The sequence below is a fragment of the Paenibacillus sp. FSL R10-2788 genome (assembly GCF_038003885.1).
Classification (GTDB): domain Bacteria; phylum Bacillota; class Bacilli; order Paenibacillales; family Paenibacillaceae; genus Paenibacillus_AQ; species Paenibacillus_AQ odorifer.
Map to the genome: position 1 here is coordinate 6,039,544 of NZ_JBBOQA010000001.1, position 22,811 is coordinate 6,062,354.

The 22,811-nt window shown below is 45.6% G+C and carries 24 protein-coding genes; 2 read left to right on the top strand and 22 right to left on the bottom strand.

Going from position 1 to position 22,811, the window contains the following annotated elements; translation table 11 throughout:
• Window positions 1–36 precede the first annotated feature (36 nt).
• The 18 genes from NSQ50_RS26805 to NSQ50_RS26890 all read right to left on the bottom strand — a co-directional run bounded on the left by NSQ50_RS26805 (window position 37) and on the right by NSQ50_RS26890 (window position 14,909).
• Window positions 37–1,938 carry a DUF4097 family beta strand repeat-containing protein gene (locus tag NSQ50_RS26805; RefSeq protein WP_235219439.1) on the bottom strand — a complete coding sequence of 634 codons (1,902 nt, stop codon included), beginning with the start codon at window positions 1,936–1,938 and terminating at the stop codon, window positions 37–39.
• Between the two features lie 45 nt (window positions 1,939–1,983).
• The gene (locus NSQ50_RS26810) at window positions 1,984–2,454 is read right to left on the bottom strand and encodes a GNAT family N-acetyltransferase (protein ID WP_036680161.1); all 471 of its coding nucleotides are present in this window, start codon (window positions 2,452–2,454) and stop codon (window positions 1,984–1,986) included.
• A gap of 122 nt (window positions 2,455–2,576) precedes the next feature.
• Complete coding sequence (gene gatB, locus NSQ50_RS26815; protein WP_036680163.1) at window positions 2,577–4,022, bottom strand: Asp-tRNA(Asn)/Glu-tRNA(Gln) amidotransferase subunit GatB; 1,446 nt, start codon at window positions 4,020–4,022, stop codon at window positions 2,577–2,579.
• 11 nt (window positions 4,023–4,033) lie between these two features.
• The gene (gene gatA / locus NSQ50_RS26820) at window positions 4,034–5,491 is read right to left on the bottom strand and encodes an Asp-tRNA(Asn)/Glu-tRNA(Gln) amidotransferase subunit GatA (RefSeq protein ID WP_076224251.1); all 1,458 of its coding nucleotides are present in this window, start codon (window positions 5,489–5,491) and stop codon (window positions 4,034–4,036) included.
• A 27-nt stretch (window positions 5,492–5,518) separates the two neighbouring features.
• Window positions 5,519–5,806: an Asp-tRNA(Asn)/Glu-tRNA(Gln) amidotransferase subunit GatC gene (gatC, locus tag NSQ50_RS26825; RefSeq protein WP_036680166.1), complete on the bottom strand. Its 288-nt coding sequence runs from the start codon at window positions 5,804–5,806 to the stop codon at window positions 5,519–5,521.
• A 156-nt stretch (window positions 5,807–5,962) separates the two neighbouring features.
• Entirely contained in the window at window positions 5,963–7,135 is a 1,173-nt protein-coding gene (locus tag NSQ50_RS26830; RefSeq protein WP_076224253.1) for a DUF4179 domain-containing protein, read from the bottom strand.
• A 24-nt stretch (window positions 7,136–7,159) separates the two neighbouring features.
• On the bottom strand, window positions 7,160–7,657 hold the full coding sequence (locus NSQ50_RS26835; protein ID WP_036680329.1) for a sigma-70 family RNA polymerase sigma factor: 498 nt from the start codon (window positions 7,655–7,657) through the stop codon (window positions 7,160–7,162).
• Between the two features lie 256 nt (window positions 7,658–7,913).
• On the bottom strand, window positions 7,914–8,297 hold the full coding sequence (locus tag NSQ50_RS26840) for a hypothetical protein (protein ID WP_036680170.1): 384 nt from the start codon (window positions 8,295–8,297) through the stop codon (window positions 7,914–7,916).
• 147 nt (window positions 8,298–8,444) lie between these two features.
• Window positions 8,445–9,215 carry an ABC transporter permease subunit gene (locus tag NSQ50_RS26845; RefSeq protein ID WP_076104199.1) on the bottom strand — a complete coding sequence of 257 codons (771 nt, stop codon included), beginning with the start codon at window positions 9,213–9,215 and terminating at the stop codon, window positions 8,445–8,447.
• On the bottom strand, window positions 9,212–10,126 hold the full coding sequence (locus NSQ50_RS26850) for an ABC transporter ATP-binding protein (RefSeq protein WP_076142529.1): 915 nt from the start codon (window positions 10,124–10,126) through the stop codon (window positions 9,212–9,214). The genes NSQ50_RS26845 and NSQ50_RS26850 overlap by 4 nt, the downstream gene beginning before the upstream one ends.
• Complete coding sequence (locus NSQ50_RS26855) at window positions 10,126–10,317, bottom strand: PLDc N-terminal domain-containing protein (protein WP_036680175.1); 192 nt, start codon at window positions 10,315–10,317, stop codon at window positions 10,126–10,128. Before NSQ50_RS26855 ends, NSQ50_RS26850 begins: the two co-directional genes overlap by 1 nt.
• A gap of 52 nt (window positions 10,318–10,369) precedes the next feature.
• Window positions 10,370–10,585, bottom strand: coding sequence for a hypothetical protein (locus NSQ50_RS26860; protein ID WP_036680176.1), 216 nt, complete (start codon window positions 10,583–10,585; stop codon window positions 10,370–10,372).
• The gene (locus NSQ50_RS26865) at window positions 10,582–10,911 is read right to left on the bottom strand and encodes a YxlC family protein (RefSeq protein WP_036680177.1); all 330 of its coding nucleotides are present in this window, start codon (window positions 10,909–10,911) and stop codon (window positions 10,582–10,584) included. Before NSQ50_RS26865 ends, NSQ50_RS26860 begins: the two co-directional genes overlap by 4 nt.
• Entirely contained in the window at window positions 10,898–11,443 is a 546-nt protein-coding gene (sigY, locus tag NSQ50_RS26870; protein WP_036680178.1) for an RNA polymerase sigma factor SigY, read from the bottom strand. Before sigY ends, NSQ50_RS26865 begins: the two co-directional genes overlap by 14 nt.
• 545 nt (window positions 11,444–11,988) lie before the next feature.
• Window positions 11,989–12,618, bottom strand: coding sequence for an MBL fold metallo-hydrolase (locus tag NSQ50_RS26875; protein ID WP_036680180.1), 630 nt, complete (start codon window positions 12,616–12,618; stop codon window positions 11,989–11,991).
• Window positions 12,619–12,622: 4 nt separating this feature from the next.
• Window positions 12,623–13,189, bottom strand: coding sequence for a thioredoxin family protein (locus NSQ50_RS26880; protein WP_036680182.1), 567 nt, complete (start codon window positions 13,187–13,189; stop codon window positions 12,623–12,625).
• Window positions 13,186–13,800, bottom strand: coding sequence for a DedA family protein (locus NSQ50_RS26885; protein WP_036680184.1), 615 nt, complete (start codon window positions 13,798–13,800; stop codon window positions 13,186–13,188). Before NSQ50_RS26885 ends, NSQ50_RS26880 begins: the two co-directional genes overlap by 4 nt.
• A gap of 350 nt (window positions 13,801–14,150) precedes the next feature.
• Window positions 14,151–14,909, bottom strand: coding sequence for a glucose 1-dehydrogenase (locus tag NSQ50_RS26890; protein WP_076224256.1), 759 nt, complete (start codon window positions 14,907–14,909; stop codon window positions 14,151–14,153).
• A 216-nt stretch (window positions 14,910–15,125) separates the two neighbouring features.
• Here NSQ50_RS26890 and NSQ50_RS26895 point away from each other — a divergent pair, with 216 nt between their 5' ends.
• Window positions 15,126–15,464 (top strand): autorepressor SdpR family transcription factor, encoded by a 339-nt coding sequence (locus tag NSQ50_RS26895; protein ID WP_051491108.1) that lies wholly within the window; start codon window positions 15,126–15,128, stop codon window positions 15,462–15,464.
• Window positions 15,464–16,120: an SdpI family protein gene (locus NSQ50_RS26900; protein ID WP_076224259.1), complete on the top strand. Its 657-nt coding sequence runs from the start codon at window positions 15,464–15,466 to the stop codon at window positions 16,118–16,120. Before NSQ50_RS26895 ends, NSQ50_RS26900 begins: the two co-directional genes overlap by 1 nt.
• Here NSQ50_RS26900 and NSQ50_RS26905 read toward each other — a convergent pair.
• The 4 genes from NSQ50_RS26905 to NSQ50_RS26920 all read right to left on the bottom strand — a co-directional run bounded on the left by NSQ50_RS26905 (window position 16,109) and on the right by NSQ50_RS26920 (window position 22,768).
• Window positions 16,109–18,787 (bottom strand): O-antigen ligase family protein, encoded by a 2,679-nt coding sequence (locus NSQ50_RS26905; protein WP_076224261.1) that lies wholly within the window; start codon window positions 18,785–18,787, stop codon window positions 16,109–16,111. The two genes, NSQ50_RS26900 and NSQ50_RS26905, sit on opposite strands and share 12 nt — an antisense overlap.
• Window positions 18,788–19,999: 1,212 nt before the next feature.
• Window positions 20,000–21,190 (bottom strand): class I SAM-dependent methyltransferase, encoded by a 1,191-nt coding sequence (locus NSQ50_RS26910; protein WP_081384002.1) that lies wholly within the window; start codon window positions 21,188–21,190, stop codon window positions 20,000–20,002.
• Window positions 21,191–21,278: 88 nt separating this feature from the next.
• Complete coding sequence (locus NSQ50_RS26915; RefSeq protein ID WP_256717064.1) at window positions 21,279–22,097, bottom strand: PhzF family phenazine biosynthesis protein; 819 nt, start codon at window positions 22,095–22,097, stop codon at window positions 21,279–21,281.
• Window positions 22,097–22,768, bottom strand: a complete 672-nt coding sequence (locus tag NSQ50_RS26920; RefSeq protein WP_076128661.1) for a DUF6483 family protein — start codon at window positions 22,766–22,768, stop codon at window positions 22,097–22,099. The genes NSQ50_RS26915 and NSQ50_RS26920 overlap by 1 nt, the downstream gene beginning before the upstream one ends.
• Between the last annotated feature and the right edge of the window lie 43 nt (window positions 22,769–22,811).

Sequence of the window (22,811 nt, forward strand, 5' to 3'; positions counted from 1 at the left end):
ATTATATTTATTATTATATAAGAAAAATTACTTTTTTCAATATTTCCTAACATTTAGATTGCTATTTCCTTCAACATGAAGCTTGAACTCACCGGTCCCCACTTCACCTGATACTTTTTTCTTATCAATTGTAAGTTCAGGCAAATCTGAAGTAATATCACCATATCCACTGGAACCATTCACTGTATAGTTGCTTAACACTGGCAAATACAATTGAATATCACCAACTGCGCTATAAATATCCCAGTCTCCAGCGACATCTGAAGAGCGAACATCAATGGTACCATTTAGAGATTCCGCATGTAGCTTGGATCTGGCTCCATCAACCTCTAAATTACCGTTTTTGGTAGTAATATCGATATCATTGCTATTTCCGATCGCACTAATATTGCCGACAGCCGTCGATAATTTCAAAGCACCGGTAACATCCCAAGCATTCATATTGCCACCGCTCGTCGTTAAATCAACGCTGCCTTGAACAGATCTGGCACGGACAGCTCCATTCAGTGTTTTTCCCTTAACATTACCAAAGATACGATGAAGGATCAGCTCTCCATTCCCCGTTTCCAGAGAAATGTCTTCAATGGCTTCTACATTCTGCAATGTGATCCCGCCATTCATGGTGCGAACATCGAGGTTAAAGCGGCGATCCTCCGGCAAGTAAATGTCTAAATCCATGCGTGGCTGGCGTTTGCCGGATTCTCCATAAGCCTTGCTATTTGAGGTTATTTTTATGTTGGGCCCTTCAACAACGTCCACAAAGGACTGTTCTGATATAGCTTCAGCCATCGGCCCATCCAACTGATCTACCCAAACTGTCGTCGTAATTTGAATATCATCCACCGGAGCACGGTGTAATAAAATATCACCATTAATACTATCAATAGATATTTTGGCTGTATTTAATTCCACCGGAACAATTAGCGGGGCTTTCTGATATTTGCTGCCTTTAGCCTCACCATAATCCACTGCTGCTGCCGTCAGATTAAGACTGACATTTTTCCATAGATATAAATAATGTTCTTGCTCTGCAACAATAAATACACTCGCAGCTAGCAATATAGCGGATAAAAGCCCACGTAAATCCAATCTGATTCTGGTTCCCTTGGCTGAACGGTTAGAGAAGATAAACATCAGCAGGAACTCAATCCCCCATAACACCGGGATGACTGGCCACCACTTCAAGAGCAGGAGCATATAGTCAGTTCCCTCTCTCCAATCCAAAAACAAAGGAACAGAAATAGCTATCAGCAATACAGAAGCCGTATATCTTCCTACGCGCCGCTTGCGAGGTTCATTGTCTTTACGCTGCACAACTGCTCTGGCAATTTCTCTAGCTCCTATAAATAAGCCACCGCATACTATAATGACAGATACAGCCATTTCAGCATAATGTTCAATAAAGAACTGGAGCCATGTTGGTTTTTGCCGGAACAGAATAAGCAGGGCGCCCCCTAATAGCAGTAAGAGCCCAAAGGATATCCCAGGCTCGCTGACGATACTACGACGCTTAGGAGCCACGTTTGCTTTGGTCACAGGGATATCAAGCTCATGATCCTCTGGGAAGCGAAGAAGCCTATCCGCTGATTGCAATACGTCATACACGTTATAAAAATAGATCGCCGGAATAATGAGCGCAAGTAAAATAAGTAGTGGAACATTAATCTGCATCCCGATGGATGAGAAATACAATAAAGCTGAGATATCCAAAAGAATTAGAAAGATGAAGGTGATCCCTTTTCGGAGAAGCCCAAAATACAAATGCCCCGTCCCAGGGATGAGAGCTGCCAGCAGTCCAGCGATAAATTTACGTTTGCGGTGGCGCCGCTTCGGACGCGGAGGAATAATCCTCTTCTGTATCTCACTCTCCTTAGTCTCTATATCAACAGAATCTTGCAGTTCTTCCTGCTCTGGGAGCATTGCAGAGTCATGTTTCATTTTGGACTCCTCCTTTCGTAAATAGTTGTCTATGAATATCTTTTTTCAAAGAGAACCACTCCGATGAAATTCAATCAATTCAACTCCTGGAGCGACTTCCTCCACACCGGTGGGCATAAAGCCATGTTTACTGTACAACGAAACGGCGGGTGTATTCTTTTTGCCTGTCGACACAATGAATTGCTCCATCCCTGCAAAATGCTCAAATACATATTCCAAAAGATGGCTAGCAATACCTCTGCGAAAAAAGTCCGGCCCCACCATCATTCGTGTAATCGTCAATTTGCCAGGAGATTCTTCCTCTACAGCAACAGCACCCATTAGTTCCTCATCTTTATCGAAGCAGCCATAAAAATCCTCTTTAGAGCTGCTGAGCATTTCTCTCGTCTCCATCAAAGGTGGAATTTCACGAAAGCCGATTAGTTCAGCTTCCAGTCTATAGGCCTTATGCTGAAGACTCCATAATTCATTAACGGTGCTTTCATCCTGCAGATTTAGCTTGTTAATTGTATTCATCCTAACCAGTCCCCTTATATGCCGCTAAGGGCCTGCCGTTGCCGACAAGCCCTTAGCTTATTACATAAGTATATTACCCCAAGTATAAACGCCTTCGGCGTCCTTTTATGGACGACAAGCGTTTAGCTGCTCAATACCTCGATGAGAAGTTTATTAGCAAGACCCGGATTCGCCTTACCTTTACTTTCTTTCATAACTTGTCCGACCAGGAAGCCGATTGCTTTCTGTTTACCTGCTTTATAATCTTCCACAGATTGCGGATTGGCGGCTACGACTGCTTCCACAATCCCTTTAATAGCACCTTCATCGCTGATCTGCACCAGACCTTTTTCCTCAACGATAACAGCTGGCAGTTTACCGCTCTCTAGCATTTCTTTAAATACTGTTTTAGCGATTTTGCTGCTGATGGTTCCGGCTGCAATCAGTCCGATCATCTCGCCTAGCCCTTGTGGTGTAATTTGTACCTGCGACAACTCCAGATTATTACCATTCAAATAGGCAAGCAAGTCACCCATAATCCAGTTAGCTACAGCCTTGGCATCCTGCGTATAGGCAAGACATCCTTCGAAAAAGTCCGCTAACAGTTTAGAGGATGTAATAACGCCTGCATCATAAGCTGTCAGGCCCAGTTCCTCGCTATAACGAGCTTTCCGTGCATCCGGAAGTTCTGGAATCGTTGAACGAATGGATTCTTTCCAAGCATCATCAATATGCAGAACGATCAAGTCCGGGTCCGGGAAGTAACGATAATCATGCGCTTCTTCTTTCCCGCGCATCGATAATGTTTTCCCTTGTGCTTCATCCCAGCGGCGAGTCTCTTGCACAACAACTCCACCATCATCCAGGATCTCAGCCTGACGATATTGCTCATACTCCAGTCCACGCAATACACCGCGGAAGGAGTTCATGTTCTTAAGCTCTGCTCTAATGCCGAATTCCTCTTGTCCTTCTGGGCGTAGACTGATGTTCGCGTCACAGCGCATCGATCCTTCTTCCATCTTAACATCGGATACGTCACAATACTGCATAATCGCACGGATTTTCTCCAGATAAGCACGAGCTTCCTCAGGAGAGCGCAGATCAGGCTCGGATACGATTTCGATAAGCGGTGTTCCCACCCGGTTAAAATCGACAAGCGAGGCAAAACCGCCATCTACGTGCGTAAGCTTACCTGCATCCTCTTCCAAATGAAGACGAGTAATGCCGATCCGTTTGGTCTCTCCATTAACTTCAATGTCGATCCAACCGTTCAGCCCGATAGGCTGATCAAATTGTGAAATCTGATAAGCTTTTGGTGAATCCGGGTAAAAATAGTTCTTGCGGTCGAATTTGCTAACATCACCAATGGTGCAATTTAGCGCCATCGCTGCTTTCATAGCGTATTCTACCGCTTGTTTGTTGAGCACTGGCAATACGCCGGGGTGACCCAAGCAGACAGGACAGGTATGAGTGTTAGGTGGGGCTCCAAATTCAGTGGAGCATCCGCAAAAGATTTTGGAGTTGGTATGAAGCTCTACGTGAACTTCCAAGCCGATGACCGTTTCGTATTTAGACATAAGTAATCCCATTCCCTCCTTTACTACAGCTGTGGACGCTGCTTGTGATGATCTGTATTTTGTTCAAAGGCATGAGCGACACGCAGAATCGTGCTCTCGTCAAATTCCTTACCGATAATTTGCAGACCTACAGGCATGCCTTCCGCAAAACCACACGGAACGCTCACAGCAGGAATACCCGCCAAGCTTACAGGAATCGTGAGAATATCGTTCAGATACATGGTCAGCGGATCTTCAGTCTGTGAGCCCAATTTGAATGCTGTCGTTGGCGCTGTTGGCCCGATGACCACATCATATTTTTTAAAGATGTCATCAAAGTCCTGTTTAATCAAAGTGCGTACCTTTTGTGCTTTTAAATAGTAAGCATCGTAATACCCGGAGCTGAGTGCATAAGTACCCAACATAATACGGCGTTTGACCTCAGGGCCAAAGCCGCAGCTGCGGGAATTAAGATATAGATCAAGCAATCCTCCGCCTTCATCTACACGTGCGCCATAACGCACACCGTCAAAACGCGCAAGGTTAGATGAAGCTTCCGAAGAGGACAGCAAATAATAAGCTGCTACTGCGTATTCCGTATGCGGTAATGATACTTCCTCCCAGACAGCACCCATTCCTTCCAGCACTTTAAGTGCAGACAAGACTGTCTCACGCACAGAAGCATCGACACCTGCTCCCAAATATTCCTTAGGTACAGCAATGCGAAGTCCGGAAACATCACCAGTCAGTGAACTCAAATAATCAGGAATTTCTACTTTAGCAGAAGTAGAGTCTTGGGCATCATAACCAGCAATCGCTTGAAGCACATAGGCAGAATCCTCTACATTACGTGTTAATGGTCCTATCTGATCGAGTGAGGAAGCAAAGGCTACCAGCCCGTAACGTGATACAAGACCGTAAGTAGGTTTGAGACCTACAACACCACAATAGGAAGCTGGCTGGCGGATGGAACCCCCAGTATCCGAACCTAGTGAGAAGAACACTTCGCCCGCAGCTACTGCTGCAGCAGATCCGCCACTGGAACCGCCCGGCACACGTTCTAAATCCCAAGGATTGCGTACAGGACCAAAGCTTGAATTCTCATTAGATCCGCCCATTGCGAATTCATCCATATTTAATTTACCGATTGTTACGGCATCTGCCTGCTGCAATTTAGAAGCTACAGTAGCGTTATAAATCGGCTGGAAATCGCTCAAAAATTGGCTGGCACAAGTTGTGCGCAGGCCTTTAGTTACAATATTATCCTTGATTCCGGCAGGAAGACCAAATAGCAATCCACGTGCTGCTCCGGATGCCAGTTTATCGTCCAAAGCGCGTGCTGTCGCACGTGCGCCCTCCTCGTTCAAGGTCAAAAATGCATTTACGTTCTTATCCCGCTCAGCGATAATCGCCAGCGATTCTTCAGTCAGTTCACTGACCGATACCTCTTTAGCAGTTAACATGCGGTGTACTTCAGGCAATCGATTTTGAAACAGGCTCAAGATTCTTCCCCCTTTCTAATTATGTAGTTATTCCAAAACAGCTGGAACCTTGAAATGTCCGTCTTCATCATCTGGAGCGTTAAGAAGTGCTTCCTCTTGCGTAAGGCTATCCTTCACAACATCCTCCCGCATTACATTGCTGACTTGCAGCACATGCGTGGTCGGCTTTACATTCTCCGTATCTAGCTCATTTAATTTCTCGGCATATTGTAAAATAGCATTCATTTGTTCTGTAAAGGTTGCCTCTTCTTCCGGGCTCAGCTGCAGACGAGCCAGCTTGGCCACATGCTGCACATCTTTAACGGTAATGCTCATAAGAAAAATCCCTCCTGTTTAAAGGGCTAAAGCGCCCGGATAACGTTTTTAATTATATTGTAGAAGCTTGGACAATTCAATGATGGGCTGTAAAACAAACGCTCCTTTATCAAAGTGAAGGGGATTCCTACATATTTTAAAGGAGCGTATCGTTCATCAATATATAGGGATTGTCATTTCCAGCTGCGGAATATATTCGACTGCCGGGTATCCATTATTGTCTAGCAAATTTCGTTTTCCACTACCCTCTCCAGTATATTTGTAGAAAAAGGTTTTGATTGTCAGTGCTTTTACATCCTTGGGCAGCGGTACAATATTAACATCCTCTTTAAGACTATAATGGATTGTGTCATCTATCTTTTTCGAATCCGACCAACCATTGCTGCCATTTACATATTGCAACAAGTTACCTTTATCATCATAGACTTCATAATTTAATGCCAGGTTATTGGTATCTGTCAGATAAGTATAAGGAATACCCTCGAGGGCTACAGCACTCATCCGTATTTGTGTAGTTGCCGGAGTCTGTGTAATCTTCTCCACTGTGGTCGTTACATCATTGTAAGTTTGACTGATTCCGGGTTGCTGAACAATATTATGACTCGTATCCTTTTTTACAGGAATTTCAATTTGAAAATCATCATCGATTCCGGACAGACGACCTTTTACTGTCATTTGGAACTGCTCTGGTAAAGTAATGCCTCCCTCATCATAGGATTTCTCTGAAAATTGCAAAATCAACGATTGTTCATCTACTCCCGGAGAAAGGATAAGGCCAATATTGTGTTTAAAAGAATCCTCTTCTTCCTCCCCAGCAGCGTTTAAAGGCTGTCCATCAATAAATACCTGCAAATCCTGAATGTCTCCACTGAATATTCCCTCTTCATCTTCACCTTCAAGTTTCAATGCTACAGAAAGCCGTGTGCCGTCATATATAACTTCATTAGCACGGATAATAACATCTTGAACAAGATCACTGGTATCAACTGCAGTCGTTAAGCCTTGGCGACTCGCCGCTTGAAGTCCCATATCATCTGCGAGCTCAAAAATACTATTGACTAACGGAATACGTTCCAGCGACCTAGCCAATGCGGGAGAAGTAAAGCCGCTTCCAAGCACGATAACCCCCAAAACAAGAGCTGCCCCGAAGCCAAGCGCTGTCCTCTTAACATTACGAAATTTGTGCGTGGATCTCTTTATCTTCACATGATCCAGCATTGTATACGTATCCTCTTGACGTTGGCGAATCATAGAGGGAAGCTCATTTGCCGGGAGGATGTCCATATCTTTCAAAAGCAATTCAAGCTCTTGCGCTGTTCTCTTCTTCATCTGTTCCATCCTTTCTAAATATCATTAGAATCCATTCAATAAGTTTTTTCTTGCTCTGTAGAGGCGCGATTTGACTGCCGTTTCGGAAATATTCAGAAGATCGGCAATTTGCTTAACGGGCATGTCCTGAAAATAATGCAGCGATATCACGGTCTGGAGCGAAGTATCCAATCGTTCCACTGCTTCCCGCAGCTCAATTTTCTCATATTCTGCACCGGAGGAATGGCATTCCAAAGCAGTAAGGGGATCTCCAAACTCCACAATATTTGTCCGCTTGCGTTGGAGCTTATGACATTCGTTTATAAGGATGCGAAGCATCCATGTCTTGAAAAATTCTGGTTGCCGCAATCCATGGATAGACCGGTAAGCCTTTAGGGTGGCTTCCTGCATGGCATCTGCACATTCCTCGTCCCTGCCCAAAATAGATCGGGCCATGCCGTACATTTCAGGTTCAATCTGCCGGCATAGCTGGATAAACGCTTCTTTATCGCCATTTCTCGCTTTTTGAACAGCGGTTATCATCTTCACTTGAGGTTCTCCTTTATTTAAGTTAAAACGCCTATACCGCAGATCTGCATTCTCGTATTCGGCTCTCAATAATTTAGATACATAAAACAGGAGATTGGTTGTATACCCAAAAAATAAAAAACAAACTTTCGAAAACTATAAAGAAGGAATAAAAGAAAAGATTTTGAAAATGATGTGTAAATTCAGAGGATTAATGTGGGGGAAATACTTTTTATGACAAAACAAAAAAGCCGGCTTGCGCCGGCCTTCCTTAAATCCAAGCTCGAAGATTCACTTGTTTGATGAAATCCGCTTGGGACATGCTTTCGCTTGACGTTGATTCCGTCTCTTCTATATCCATATCTTCACCGTTCATCAAATGATGGAACAGCTTCTCATTGTACGTGGACAAAGCGTAATCAATCAACGCTTCATGCGTTGCTCTTTCAGCCTCAGCTACTAATAAATGTTCTTCCGCCTCAATGTCCTCAGCCGGAACATAAAAGTTCCTATTCGCCTCTGGTACACGAATAACATAGTCAAACGCATTATCGGGATTGCGGTCGTAAGCAATTAGGTAGCCGTATTCCCCGATAGGAAGACTCTGCTCGAAAGCGTCCGCAACAATGACAATCTTCTCTCCTAAACGCAGCATCGCCCTACCTCCTAACCCCAAAATCTTTCAAGATTTTGCTTGTTTCAACAGTCTACTAAAAAAAGATAGAACTGTCTAGTTGAAGGCTGGCCGATCCTACAAATTCTATGAAAATATACTATATTTAATAAAAACATAACTTAAGTTTCAAGCGGTTAAGTTATTCTTCCTTGTCAAAAGTGCAGCACCCACTAAACAAATCAAGATCAAAATAGCTGCTGAAAGATAGGGTCCAACCCTGAATCCTTCTCCAGCCATAAGGATTTCAGCCGACAACCCGGCAAGCCCCGCAGGTGCCCATTCAAACCATGAAGGCAATAAGCTTTGGCCTAATGATAATGCTGCCATTAGCACCAATGCTAAAAAAGCGGCAACTGGGGATTTTAAAAACCCACTAAACAACAACGTAGCTGAGACAGCACATAACAGCCACAATCCATATACTCCAGCAGCTGCGATGACATCTCCCCAAGATAGTGAACCAATCAACTGCTCCGTGTAGTAAGCAGCCCCCGCTGCACCTAATCCTAGAGCAACGATCAACAGGGTCAGCTGTGCTGCCCATTTAGCGAACACTATTGCGGCTGGAGAAACCGGCCTTACCAGAATTAATTCCATAGTTCCGCTATAGCGCTCACCAGCTAAAACATTCATCGCGCCAAGCGCCAATACTAACATTCCGATCGTTCCGTACTGTCCCAAAGATTGCGCCATCACAGCTGCGGCACTCGGTATTTCATACCCCTCTAGGAGACCTGGAGGAACATCACCTGAAGCTTTTAATATTTCCGGCAAATAATAAGTAGTTAACGGCTGCATAATGCCTAATAGGATAAAAACGACAGGTATCCAGATTAACTTATAACTGCGAGCCATTTCGAGCATTTCTTTGCGATAAAGGACCCAGGCGCTTCTCATACTCCCACCACCTTCATAAATAAATCCTCTAACGTGGAAGAACCCGCTTCAAATTGCAGTAATGGAATTTCGAGCTGCGCCGCTTCTTGCAGAATCGTCCAACGGGCCATGTCTACATCGTTGACATTAAAAATGGCATGATCTCCGAACAACTGAGTCTCCAGTACAAACGCTTTGGCAGCAAGAGACTCCAGCCACTGAATAGCTTTTTCTTGCTTCTCCGTACGTAAACGAATAACAGGAAGGCTGTATTGTGAACGAAGCTGTGATAAAGATCCCTTCTCAGCAATCAAGCCTTGATTCATTAAAATAATATCATCGCAAATTTCTTCTGCATCATGCAGCACATGTGTAGAGAAAACTACAGTTGTCTCCTCACGTATTTCCCGCACCAGTCCCATTACTTCTCTGCGGCCAATCGGATCAAGTGCAGATACAGGCTCATCAAGCAATAACAGACGAGGCCGATGCACAAGCGCCTGAGCCAGACCCAGCCGCTGTTTCATCCCGCCGGAGTATCCACCAATCCGGCGACGAGCATCACCTTTAAGCCCTACACGCTCGAGCGATTCCAATGCCCTGCTGGTTGCGTCTTTAGTTCCCATTCCACTAAGCTTTGCAGCGAAAACAACATACTCATGTCCAGTCATCCACCCATAAAAAGCTGGAGACTGTGGCACATATCCTAATCCTCTGCGATATTCGGCTCCAGGACGGCTCCCCTCAAATGAAATCATGCCAGAGGTGGGTTCAAGCAGCCCTGCCAGCATACGAAGTGTGGTCGTTTTCCCAGCACCGTTAGGCCCCAATAAAGCGACGCACCGTCCTTTCTCAATTTCAAAGCTTATATCATTTACGGAAATATGCGCCCCATAGCTTTTGCGCAAATTCATAACTTGAAGGAGTGACATCAGACATCTTTCCTTCCTATTGTGAAATAAGCTACGCTACCTAATATATTTCCGCAAATAATGATAATAATCCACATCCATTTTGGGCCACGAACGTTATCCGCTTTGGCCAGTGATATCAGTCCAATAATTGCAAGCAAAGCCTGAAGAATAATTAACGGCATGATTAAACCCCATTTTACCTCTTCCATGAAGTACCACTCCTTGTAATAGGATGAAAGGAACGAGCTTCTTACTAAAGCTTTACAACTGCTTCTTCCTTCTACGTCGGTCAGGAAGTATGACAACGAGTAAATAGACTAATGCTGGGGACGGAACTGTAGTAATCGCCCACAATCCCCAGAACCAAGCTTTTTTTCCGCGCCGTCTTGCATCCCGGAACAGTAAGGTCCCTTGCAGCATTAATGCTACTGCTATGCCAAACCACAACCAAAGAGGCACATCCTGTAGCTCATTCATTCTTGTACACCTTCTCTATTTCTTCTGATCCTGGCGATCCCTAAGCCACCCAGTCCTACAACAGGAATGATCGCCTGGATAATCCAATAGATCATGGGTGCAGAAGTGAGAATGGATAGAAATGCGCAGATCAGGATCAATGAGACCCCCCAGAATAACAGTAGTTCTTTACGTTCCCTTCTCTTTCTGTGCACAGCTGCATCAGCCATTAACCACTCCAGTTCCTGTAACGAAGGTGGGGTGATGTCATCATATTGCGCATCCAAACGCTCAAGCTCTTCAGTAAGCTTGTGCAAATACAGTTCTGGCTCCTTATCCTTCTCCATCCTCATTCAGCTCCTTTCGCAATTGGTTAAGACCAAGGGATACACGCGATTTGACCGTGCCTGAAGGAATTTGCATGATCACACCGATTTCTTCATAGCTATAGCCATAATAATGCTTCAGCAGCACAGCTACCCTCTGAGCAGAGGGTAGCTTGGAGATGGAATCGAGTACTTCACTCCATTCTTCCCCCCTGCTTTCAAACCGCCAACGAATCGAACGGGTGCCCTGGGCCTGTTGTTCCCGTTTCTTCCAATCTGCCTCACGTTTCCAGCGCCGCTTTCGATCGATGAATATTCTGGTAGCTATGGTGATTAACCAAGAGGAGAACGAAGAAGAACCGTTATAGGTATTGATTTTTTCCATACATCTGACCATCGTGTCCTGTACAAGATCCTCTGCCAGTAACGGGTCCATAGTCACTTTTAGTAAATATTTGAACAAAAAAGTATAATGTTCTCGCAGCAGTGAAGACAGTGCTGAAGTATCTCCCTGCTGTGCCTGCCTGATTTTCTCCAGCGCCTGATCGCTCATCTGCCCCTCCATTCAGGATTAGTTCTTATTTGTAATACGATTATGTATAGTGATTCGTTCATTCCGTTTTAATTTTATTTTTTGAGCTCCCAGAGCTTACGCCGCCATGGCTGAAGCAATCCTGCTTCTGCTGGAAAATGCCAAAAAAGAGGCGTTCTTCTGGGCTCGCCTCCTGAAACCACTGGTATTCTCCCATCCTTATTCTCAGATTGTATGTCCCTGCGTTCTATGGAAGTACAAAAACCTCCCCTTCCAGAACATTCTGAAAAACATCGGCATTTACTGCTGCAAAAACTAGTCCATTTCTCCTTGGAGTCATACCATCCGTAATCCAACGGGTAAGACATATTCTTCTCCAATCTATTTCCCCCCATGCTTTTAAACCTATATGTAGACAAAAAAAAGAACGCAAACCGGGATTAATTCCGCAGTCTGCGTGCTTCGCGAGGTTAATGTTACATTTAATTAACAATAGTGTAGTCCTTTTGTATCCCTTTGTCTATCAAAAATTCCCCGATTCTTGTCAGTTCTACTAGAATGACTGTTTATTGAGGAATATAAGGGTTACGAACTTTTTCAAAACCGATAGTTGTTCGTGAGCCGTGACCTGGATAAACCTTCACTTCATCATCCATTTTGTACAGCTTGCCACGAATAGAATCGAACAAATCACGTTCTCTGCCACCAGGCAAATCGGTGCGCCCAACTCCCATCTTAAACAGTACATCTCCAGAGAATAAATCATTCCCGCATAGGAAGCTGACACTGCCCGGAGAGTGCCCAGGTGTGTGGTACACCCGGAAGGTATGTCCGATGAATTGCAGAACTTGTCCTTCTGCCAGATCATACTCTGCAGGATCTGTAGTCAGAGGAGGTGAAATATCAGGCCACATCAATGAACCATTCAGCTTAGGGCTGCTGAGCCATTCACTTTCTAGTGGATGTAAATAAACAGGACATTTCTTAGCTTTACGAATTTCGTCTACGCCGCCCATATGGTCAAAGTGCGCATGCGTTAGCAAAATAGCCTCGATCTCCATCCCTTCGATACTCCGCACTAATGCCGCAGGATTCATGCCGGGATCAATAATGATTCCCTTCGTTGGATCCGCACCTGTCAGCAAGTAGGCATTGGTCTGAAGCGGACCTAAATTAAACGAACGTATATTTAGCATCGGTCTAGAATCCGGAAATCAGACTACGCAGCTCTTTTGCGATAACTGCCTGTGATTCCGTTCCTTCCCCATAAGCTTGCCCCATAGCCTTACGTACTTCTGCGATTTTGCTGTCGTAATCAGCAGCCTCACGATCAGGATTCTCACGTTTGAACTCTCTCATTAGGCTCTGCACATGCTCTGGACGAGGACCCCAATGTCCAAGCACGTATCCGCCGGTATCCGCAAAGATCACAATCGGAACAGATCTTCCGCCCATGGTCAAGAATTCATCCATAAGCTCCTGATTCTCTTCCAAAATGAATACCTCTGTCTTCATTCCGGCAGTCTCCAAAATACGGAAAACCGCAGGGACATTACGTACTACATCTCCACACCAATCAGCAGCAAGGATAAGTACCCGCAAATCGTCACGATGGTTCAGACTTTCGAAATATTCCTTGTCGCTCTCATCTTCCCAAGAAAACTTCTCATACCAGGATTCAAAAGCCTGCTGGTTCTTCGTCATGCTTTCTACAAATTGGCGCGGTGTAAGACCTTTTCCAAATTTATGAGCTACATTCGGTTTCATTTTGCAGTCCCTCTCTTCTTGGATTTAAACCACTTATACACAAAATAAATGATGATTAGTGCTAACGCTACAAGAATAATTTCGTTGGTGTACTTAGCTGCTACTTCGTCAATATCTTCCCACTTATTCCCCAATGTCATACCGAGATATACAAACAAAGCACTCCATGGAATAACAGCAAGTGTAGTCAATAAAGTGAACTTACCTAAAGGCATACGAGAAATCCCCGCTGGAACGGAAATGGCATGGCGAACAACGGGAATAAAGCGTGCCGTAAAGATTACGCCTGTCCCATATTTATTGAACCACTCTTCCGAATGATCAATATGCTTCTTTTGGATAAGAATATATTTCCCGTATTTCTCCAGTACAGGCCTGCCCCCATAACGGCCAATCCAATATACAAAGATCTGGGCAATCACTCCGCCTATCGTACCAAACAATACTGCGCCGAAAAAATTAATATCTCCACTCCATACCAAGAAACCACCGAAAGCCAATACAATTTCACTCGGAATAACTTCAATCATCAGTCCGATCATAATCCCAAAATAACCAAGACTCTGAATCCATTCAAATAATGTCGAGATCAGATCAGAAATAAAATGCAAACGTGCTCCTCCTCCCTTTTCCGCAGAATATGGCTACATGTATCAAGCTAATCGCCTTTGGCATCTTTATAAGACGCTAAGCGTTTAAGCGAGTGAAATATAAGAACATAAAAGCATAGATACTAATCTTATACTTTCTTATATTTTTAAAAGCTTTGCCGCTCTGCTATATTTTCCAGTTTCTCTTAGCCTATTCTAGCACAAGCAACCTTATCACTTCTACTTACGCGGCAAGCAGCTTCTATCTTCCAATCCACACTTAAAAAGAGTTTGAGTAACAGGCATAAACAAAAAAGGTGAACAAATTCCACCAATAAAGGGAAAATGAACACCTTTTTATCTGCGCTCAATTAATAAGCCATCCAACCGGCATCAGCCGTTATCACCGATCCATTCAAAAAGCTTGCAGCATCTGAAGCCAAAAATAAGGCTACCGAAGCAATCTCACTGCTTTCCCCTGTCCGTGGCATCGACGCCATACCTTCGCCCGCTTTTTGACTCCCAAAAGGACTTGGATCAGACAGATCAATATTTGTCTTTACCCCGCCCGGCGCTATGGCATTACAGCGAATTCCAAGCTTAGCGTATTGAAATCCTATATTTTTGGTCATCCCGATTACAGCATGTTTAGAGGAAGTATAAGCCACTCCCGCACGCGAGCCCGCTAAGCCGCCAATAGAGGCTACATTGATGATACATCCGCTTTCCTGCGCCATAAAAATCGGCAAAATCTTACGAATGGCTCTCATCGGACCGGTTACGTTGACCGCAAGCACCTGCTCCCACATGTCATCAGTGATCTCGTGCGCTGGCGTCATTTTATCCATAATACCGGCATTGTTAACAAGGATATGAAGGCCTCCAAACTGTGTGGTTGCGGCATCAATCATTCGCTGTGTGTCCTCTTCCTTCGAGACATCTGCCTTTACGGGATAGATAACTCCGTGTCCCTCACCCGTTTCTGCCTTTTTGGCCACCGCTTCTACATTGTCCAGATGGATATCCGCAGCAATCACTTTAGCCCCCTGTTGGGCAAAAAGAAGAGCAATCGCTTCTCCAATCCCCGATCCTGCACCTGTAACAATTGCGACTTTATTGGTTAGTATCATATATCTGCTCCTCTGCATCGTATGTTCGGTGCATCAAGGAATGCATGCCCATCGTTAGTATTAACAGGAGTCGGCTTTGGACGGCAGTTAATTTTAAAGATTCGGTGACACTTTTACACACGCTATTGCTAAGTGAATACTGCATTGACAGCTATGAAAGTGAAGAGCTAATATATATTTAGATAATTATTTAAATATCGAAAGGCAGGGTGGAATATGAATGAATCCTTTAAAGCACTAGCTGATCCTACCCGTCGCCAAATCATTCGGTTACTAAGGGAGAAAGATCGAACCGCAGGTGAAATCGCGGATTTTTTCAACATGTCTAAGCCAAGCATTTCTCACCATCTGAATGCGCTGAAGCATGCCGATCTGGTACAGGATGAGCGAAAAGGACAATTTATTATGTACTCGCTAAACACCACAGTCCTCGAAGAGGTTCTCGGTTGGTTATTGGAGCTCACTGGTACAGGAAAGCAAACGGAGACGGAGAGTAAATCACTGGACGGCAAGCAGCAACGTCAGGATATCGATTCCAAAAAGGAGGCGGATTAATGATGAAAGATTTCAAATGGAGATGGCAGGATACCCTAATAGTAGTATTAGGTTTAGCTACATTAGCCTACGCTCTGATCAATTACAGCAAGCTGCCGCAGGAGTTACCAGCACAGTTTGGAATTACGGGTAAGGTCAACAGATACTGGGACAAAAACATTGCTATTTTTGTGTTCGGAATATTAGGGATTGTGCTCCCGCTAATCATGCAGTTCACACGCAGCATCGATCCTAAGCGGGAAAATTACAAAAAATTCGAAAATGCCTATGCCATGAGCAGACTTGCTATTGGGGTGCTTTTTAATCTAATGCTGGTGCTGTCGATTGCTTACGGTCTAGGTAAAGATATAAACGTTGGGAAGATCGCCATAGGAGCTGTCGGAATAATGTTTATTGCTCTCGGCAACTACATGCCACAGGTAAAAGATAATTACTTGTTTGGGGTTCGTACAGCCTGGACGCTCGCCAACCCCGAGGTATGGCGAAAAACACATCGCCTATCCGGGATAATGTGGATGATCGGTGGCCTACTTATTTTTGCAGGAGCCTTTTTGAGCGGAGCCTTGTCTCAGCTTCTTATTATTACGGCACTCGTACTTGCAATTATCGTGCCCATTCTCTACTCCTGGATGATTTCACGTCCGCTAAAATCGTAAAGCAAACATACTAAGCCGTCGACTCAAGTCGTCGGCTTGTTCTGTCATTCGGAACTCGCGGTCATTATGTTGCCCTCCTTTATTAGCCTCCTCTTCTGCCAACCTTCTATATTTCAAAAGAAGTTCATTCCCAGAGGCGACACAGATTAGGCCTTCCTTTCGCTTTCCTTCTGCAAGCTTTTTTTGCCCCATAAGAAGCATCCCTTCAATCGCCTTCACCCACTTGGCATTGTTGTACTTATCCAGCCTAAGGCTCTGGCCTATCCAATATAACGCTGCCCCCGGATGGTCGCTGCTCATCCATCGTTCAGCCAGCTCCCAGCTTAAGCTGGCATTCTCGGGAGAATACAACAAACTCTGCCGAAGCAGACTTACGCTCTGTTCACCCGAGAGCCGCCTAGATAATGCTATAGCCGTTCGAGGTGACTGGGGATTCCACGCCAGCGATTGCTCTAGCAACTCTACCTTCACCGAAGGATCCACCGACATAATCGCTTGTCGATAGAACTTCTCTCCTTGAGCGGCGTGAAAAGATAGCACCCCCAGCATAAGCGAAAAACAACATGCCGCAGTTCCGATTAGTCGGCGAAGACGGATTTGGGGCGGATTCTTGGATGTAGGGTAAACTATTAGCGGATTCGCTGGTGTAGTGACGTTGATGAGCAGGTTCGTAGATGTAGAGTGAGCGATTAGCGGATTCACAGGTGTAGTGACATTGGTAAGGGGGGTCGTAGATGTAGAGTTAGCGATTAGTGGATTCGCAGGTGCAGAGACATTGGTGAGCGGGTTCGTAGATGCGGATTGAACGATTAGTGGATTCGCAGGTGTAGTGACATTGGTGAGCGGGTTCGTGGATGTGGAGTGAGCGATTAGTGGATTCGCTGGTGTAGTGACATTGGTGAGCGGGTTCGTGGATGTGGAGTGAGCGATTAGTGGATTCGCAGGTGTAGTGACATTGGTGAGCGGGTTCGTGGATGTGGAGTGAGTTGACAGCTTGGTCTCAGACTGAGGATGGGTAGACGCAGATTGATGTTTCTGCTTATGCTCAGCCAGAGCAATCGCTGGCAGCCAGAATAGCAGCAGCCAAAATAATCCGTAGCTCCAGTCAAAATCAACGACGCTGTGTAAGACGATGACCAGAAACGGCGGCAGCAACCGCGGCGATTTAGTAGCCAGCAGCCAGCCTGCTGCCAACAGCATAAGGAGTATGGCTGCAAGACCAACGAATCCTAAGTTCAACAGGATGTCGAGGTATCCATTATGCACCTGGCTGCCCACATAAGGGCGAGATTGGGCGGCAAGGTATGAATGCCGCCAAGTCTCACCCCCACGTCCCAGCCAAGGTGCCTCTGCCGCTAGCCGCCAGGCGTCGCGGTAGAACAGCCCGCGCGCGGATACCGTCGATGACGGTCCGGTGATCCGCTCGCGCACGTGCAGGAGGACGGCGATCCCCGCCGCCGTCCAACCTGCCGCCGCCAATGCCAGCATGGCGGCTCGGGCAGTGCCCGCCGCGCCGCGCTGGCGGCGGCACAGCCATAGGCCGGCTAGCAGCGCGCCGGCCCAGTGCCCGGCCAGCAACAGCAGGCCGGGCACTGGCTCTACCGCCAACCCGGCACGGGCCAGTTGGCGGTAGAGTAGCGCCGCGGCGGCCACGGGCGCAGCGCCAGCAGCAAGAAGCGGCGCGATTAGCTGCCGCTTCCAGAGCAAGACGGCGGCGCAGGCGCAAGCCGCCGTCAGCCATGCGCCGCGCGACTCGGTGAGGAGCAGCGCGGCGGTGTACGGGAACAGCGGCAGCAAGCGCAGCAGCGCGGCGGTCGTGCTTCCCGCTTTTCCGTGCTCCGCCTCCACGCCTCCTGCCCCTTTGCTCCTCCGTTCTGCTTCTGTGCACTCCATCCCCAGCCCAACACTTCTTGCTCCCAACATATTCACGCTCTTTTTTGGATCCCCATAATAAACAGCAACAGCAAATAGCCGTTCCAGCAGAAAAACAGCCATCACAGCACCAAAAGCATTCGGATATTCCATCAATCCTGCTAATCTAACCCCTGTGGCGCTCACTTCTGCTGAATTGCTGTAAGCCACAGCGAAAGGCAACTTTACCACTCCACACACAGCCAATAAAGCGCTCAGGCATAAAGTCATACCCAGCATAGACCAAATTACATTTAAAATCCGGCGTCCCACCAGGTTCACCGCACAAAAACAAACCAATATTGCAAAGCTAGCATACAAGCCCCACCGCAGCATTTCATTCATAGTTCCCTGGGAAGAAAGTGGCCCGCACAGCCAATGAATCACATAAAGCGATAGAATAATTAAAGGGACGCTTAATAATATTCTTAACGCTCTATTTTCTCCACTAACTTGACCAACTTCACTAACTTCACTAACCCCATTGACTCCCGTAAAACCTCTTACTGCACCTGCACCTGCACCTGCACCTGCACCTACTCCTCCCCCACTTTTTCTCCATGCACCAACCCCAACAAGATAATAAAGCGAGCACGCACAACACAGCACAAACCATAAGGTTAGAAAGGGATACATCTCCTCAGTAAAAAACAATCCCCGCAACAAACAAGCACCCACACCAGCCGCTATCACTAAGGCTCCACAAATATATGCAATTGATGATTCCAGACTCCAGTCTTTTTTAAAACGCCACATTTAGATACCCCTGTATTCGTTAATTTATCTCTATCCTTTCCACATTTCCCTTATACAAGACTAGAACGCAAAAAGACGATACCTCTCCACAAAGGAGCGGTACCGTCCTAACCATTAGATCGCACTAGCTGTACTATCCGAATTCTCATTCAAAAAAGCTATATAGTTGTAAAAAGTACAACTAATCCCGTGCTTTCGCTGCTTACTTCCACTTTAATTGCACTTAGTGCAACTATTTTTCAAGAATCCCGCCGTATGGGGAGTATTGTTCGTTTTTAAGTGTACAAAGTGCAACTAAATCACTAAAACGCAGCTTCTGAGCATATTTAGTTGCACAAAGTACAACTAAACCAACTCGCCATTAGATCGCACTAGCTGCATCGTCCTAACCATTTGATCACACTAACTGGAACGTCCTAACCATTTGATCGCATTAGCTGCCTATCCGAATTCCCATTCAAAAAGGCTATATAGTTGTAAAAAGTACAACTAATCCCGTGCTTTCGCTGCTTACTTCCACTTTAATTGTACTTTCTGCAACTGTTTTTCGAGAATCCCGCCAAATGTGGAGTATTGTTCATCTTTAAGTGTACAAAGTGCAACTAAATCACTAAAACGCAGCTTCAGAGCATATTTAGTTGCACAAAGTACAACTAAACCAACTCGCATTAGATCGCACTAGCGGCACCGTCCTCGCTATTAGATCGCACTAGCTGCACCGCCCAAACCATTTGATCACACTAGCTGTACCATCCTAACCATTAGATCGCACTAGCTGTACTATCTGAATTCCCATCCAAAAAAAGCTATACAGTTGTAAAAAGTACAACTAATCCCGTGCTTTCACCGCTTACTTCCACTTTAATTGTACTTTGTGCAACTGTTTTTCGAGAATCCCACCATATGCGGAGTATTGTTCGTTTTTAAGTGTACAAAGTGCAACTAAATCACTAAAACGCAGCTTCTGAGCATATTTAGTTGCACAAAGTACAACTAAACCAACTCGCCATTAGATCGCACTCGCTGCACCGTTCTAACCATTAGATCACACTAGCCGTACCGTCCTAACCATTAGATCGCACTAGCTGTACTATCCAATTTCCTATTAAAAATGCTATATAGTTGTAAAAAGTACAACTGATCGAATTAGCCTGCACCTATAAGTGCCCATTCTACAGTACTACCGTTCTACGCTCTCTACCTTAATACCCTCTACCCTTCTACCGAACTCCCAGTGGGAAGCAGATCAGCGCATACGCGTTCGAGGTAGGGTTTTGCTCCCAGAAAATCGCGGAATGCGGTGTATTCGCGCCATTTGACGGAGTTGTCCCCGGCTGAACTCTTAACGGCACGAATCAAAATGTTCTTCGGCGTATTCTCCAGATCGATGAATTCCAGCAGCTGGCTGCTATAGCCCATCATGTCGAGCAATTTGGCGCGAATGGCATCTGTAGCCAAGGCGGAAAAACGCTCTTTCAGTATGCCATGCGAAAGCATAGGGCTCATTACTTCATTTTCGATTTGTGCGAATAATTCATGCTGGCAGCAAGGCACAGATAAAATTACAGACGCTCCCCAACGTACTGCTTTTTCAAGGGCAGCATCGGTAGCTGTGTCACAAGCATGAAGTGTGATCACCATGTCCACCTGCTCCAGCTCATTATACTCGGCAATGTCACCCACGAAGAACTTCAAGTGATCATAACCGATTTTGGCAGCAAGTTCGTTACAATGCTCAATCACATCTGCTTTTAAATCTAACCCAATGATATTAAGCTCCCGCTTCTTGCGAACGGTCAGATAGTGATACAGCGCAAAGGTCAAATATGATTTTCCACAGCCAAAATCCACAATCGTCAACGGTCGGCCTGTTGGCAGATCGGCAAGCACGTCCTCTACCATCTCCAGAAAACGATTGATCTGCCGAAACTTATCATATCTTTTGGCCAGCACTTTACCTTCTTTATTCATGATTCCAAGCTCCACCAGAAATGGCACAGGCTCTCCATCCTCCAGCACATAACGTTTGCGACGGTTGTGAGCTAGATCCGGCTCTTCCTTTTTACTTGGAGACTTGGTTAGGATTGATACTTTGAATTTCTTACTAATAAGCACCTGATAATCGGCTTCTACTGTACACAACAAACCTTGCCGATACGTTTCTCTAAATAAAAGAGATATTTCTTCCGCCGCTAACTCTGCGGGTACGTTGCGATGTTCTACCTTTGTACCAATATAGGACGCAAACTGATAATGCAGCTTCCCCTTTAGTTCAACAGGTTTAACCTGCACTTTGGTACAATTTTCGCCTTTATAACGTACTTGACTTAGGGTAGCCGTAATCAAAGTACGGTCATTAATTAGTTGTTCAATTAGAGCTGTTAAAGATTCCACAACGCACATCTCACTTTCGGGATTAAAAATGGAGAATCTATGTCTCCTAACCATCATCGTTCATTATATCACGTGTTAACAAGGGGCGTTCCTTGTTCTAGCAGGGCTTAACATGCAGCTCTCCACTAACTATAGTTAATGCTCGCCCAGACAACTTAATCTCGTCTTTACTTACCTCTAACTGAAGCAAACCTCCACGTTTCGAAGCTTGATAAGCGGTCAACTGCGTACGATTGAGTCTATCCGCCCAAAAAGGTGCCAATGCAGTATGCGCTGAGCCTGTTACCGGATCCTCATTCACTCCTACCTTCGGCGCAAAAAAACGTGATATACAATCAATACCTTCGATAGAGCTTTCTGCGGTAACCGCGAAACCTCTCCCTTCAAGCCCGGATAAAGCTCCGAAGTCAGGGCTGAGTTCGCGAACCCGGGCTTCCTGATCCAGTCGTACAAGTACATTGTCAGCATATCGCATAGTTTCCACCACATTGGCTTCTGCAATACCAAGTGCTGCTGCGAGACCTGAAATTACCGGAGAGGGTTGAAGCTGATAAGGCGGGAAGTACAGTGAGATCAAATCTCCTGAACGAGAAGCTCTGAGCAACCCACTGCGTGTATAGAACCTTGCTTCCATGTCAGGCGCTAGCAATCCGCTCTCCCATAGTACATGCGCACTTGCTAGAGTCCCATGCCCACACAGCTTGACCTCAACTTTAGGTGTAAACCATCGCAAGCGATATCCATCTTCCTCTGGCCAGAGAAAAGCTGTCTCTGACAAGTTCATTTCCGCTGCTGTCTTCTGCATATAACCTTCATCGACGGGATGCTCCAGTAAACATACCGCCGCAGGATTGCCTGAATAAGCCTGTTCTGCAAAAGCATCGATAATATATAAAGGGATATTCATCGTATTCATCAGGTTCCTGCTTCCTTTCGTATCGCTGTTACCCTGCCCCACTCTTTTAACCCCTGCTCTACTTCCTCCAGAGGAAGGGCACCTTGTTCCAATTCTGCAGATGATTTGAGCAGCAGCCGATTGTACAGCTTATCCCCTTCTATTACAACATCTTCTCCTTGCTCCCACAGCCGGTAGAGGCTGTCCTCCGCTTTACTATATCGTCCTACCGACTCCATATACTCCAACAGTAGCCGCTCCGTTTTAGACGGGAGACGATAGGCCTGCACATCCTGCAAGAGTTCATCAATTTCCTGAGTCATATGCAGCAGCTCCCTGTCTGCTCCATGAAGATCCGCGTACAAATATAAATGTAAAGCTCTCATACTTCTAAATAATGCTGCATCCTTATCGCCATTTGCCGCATAAATGCTGCCTTCTTCCTTCAGCAGTTTGGCCAGACCTTGAAGCTTATCGGACTCAACCACACCGCCAAAACGAAACATATCTATGATATCTTCTACAGATAGTGAATTTAAAAGACGTGAATTCAGCGGAAAATGCCGGTTCAACAGCTCATCGATTTCCCATAAAGCTTCTGTCGTCTTCCGTTCCTGCTTCAGAGAAAATACCTTGGCAACCATCGCCGTCATATCTTCGATCATCCGGACAATATAGTCTCTTCGAAACATGCAATTCCTCCTTTTCCGTACTGTGGTAGCAAAAAATTCAGGA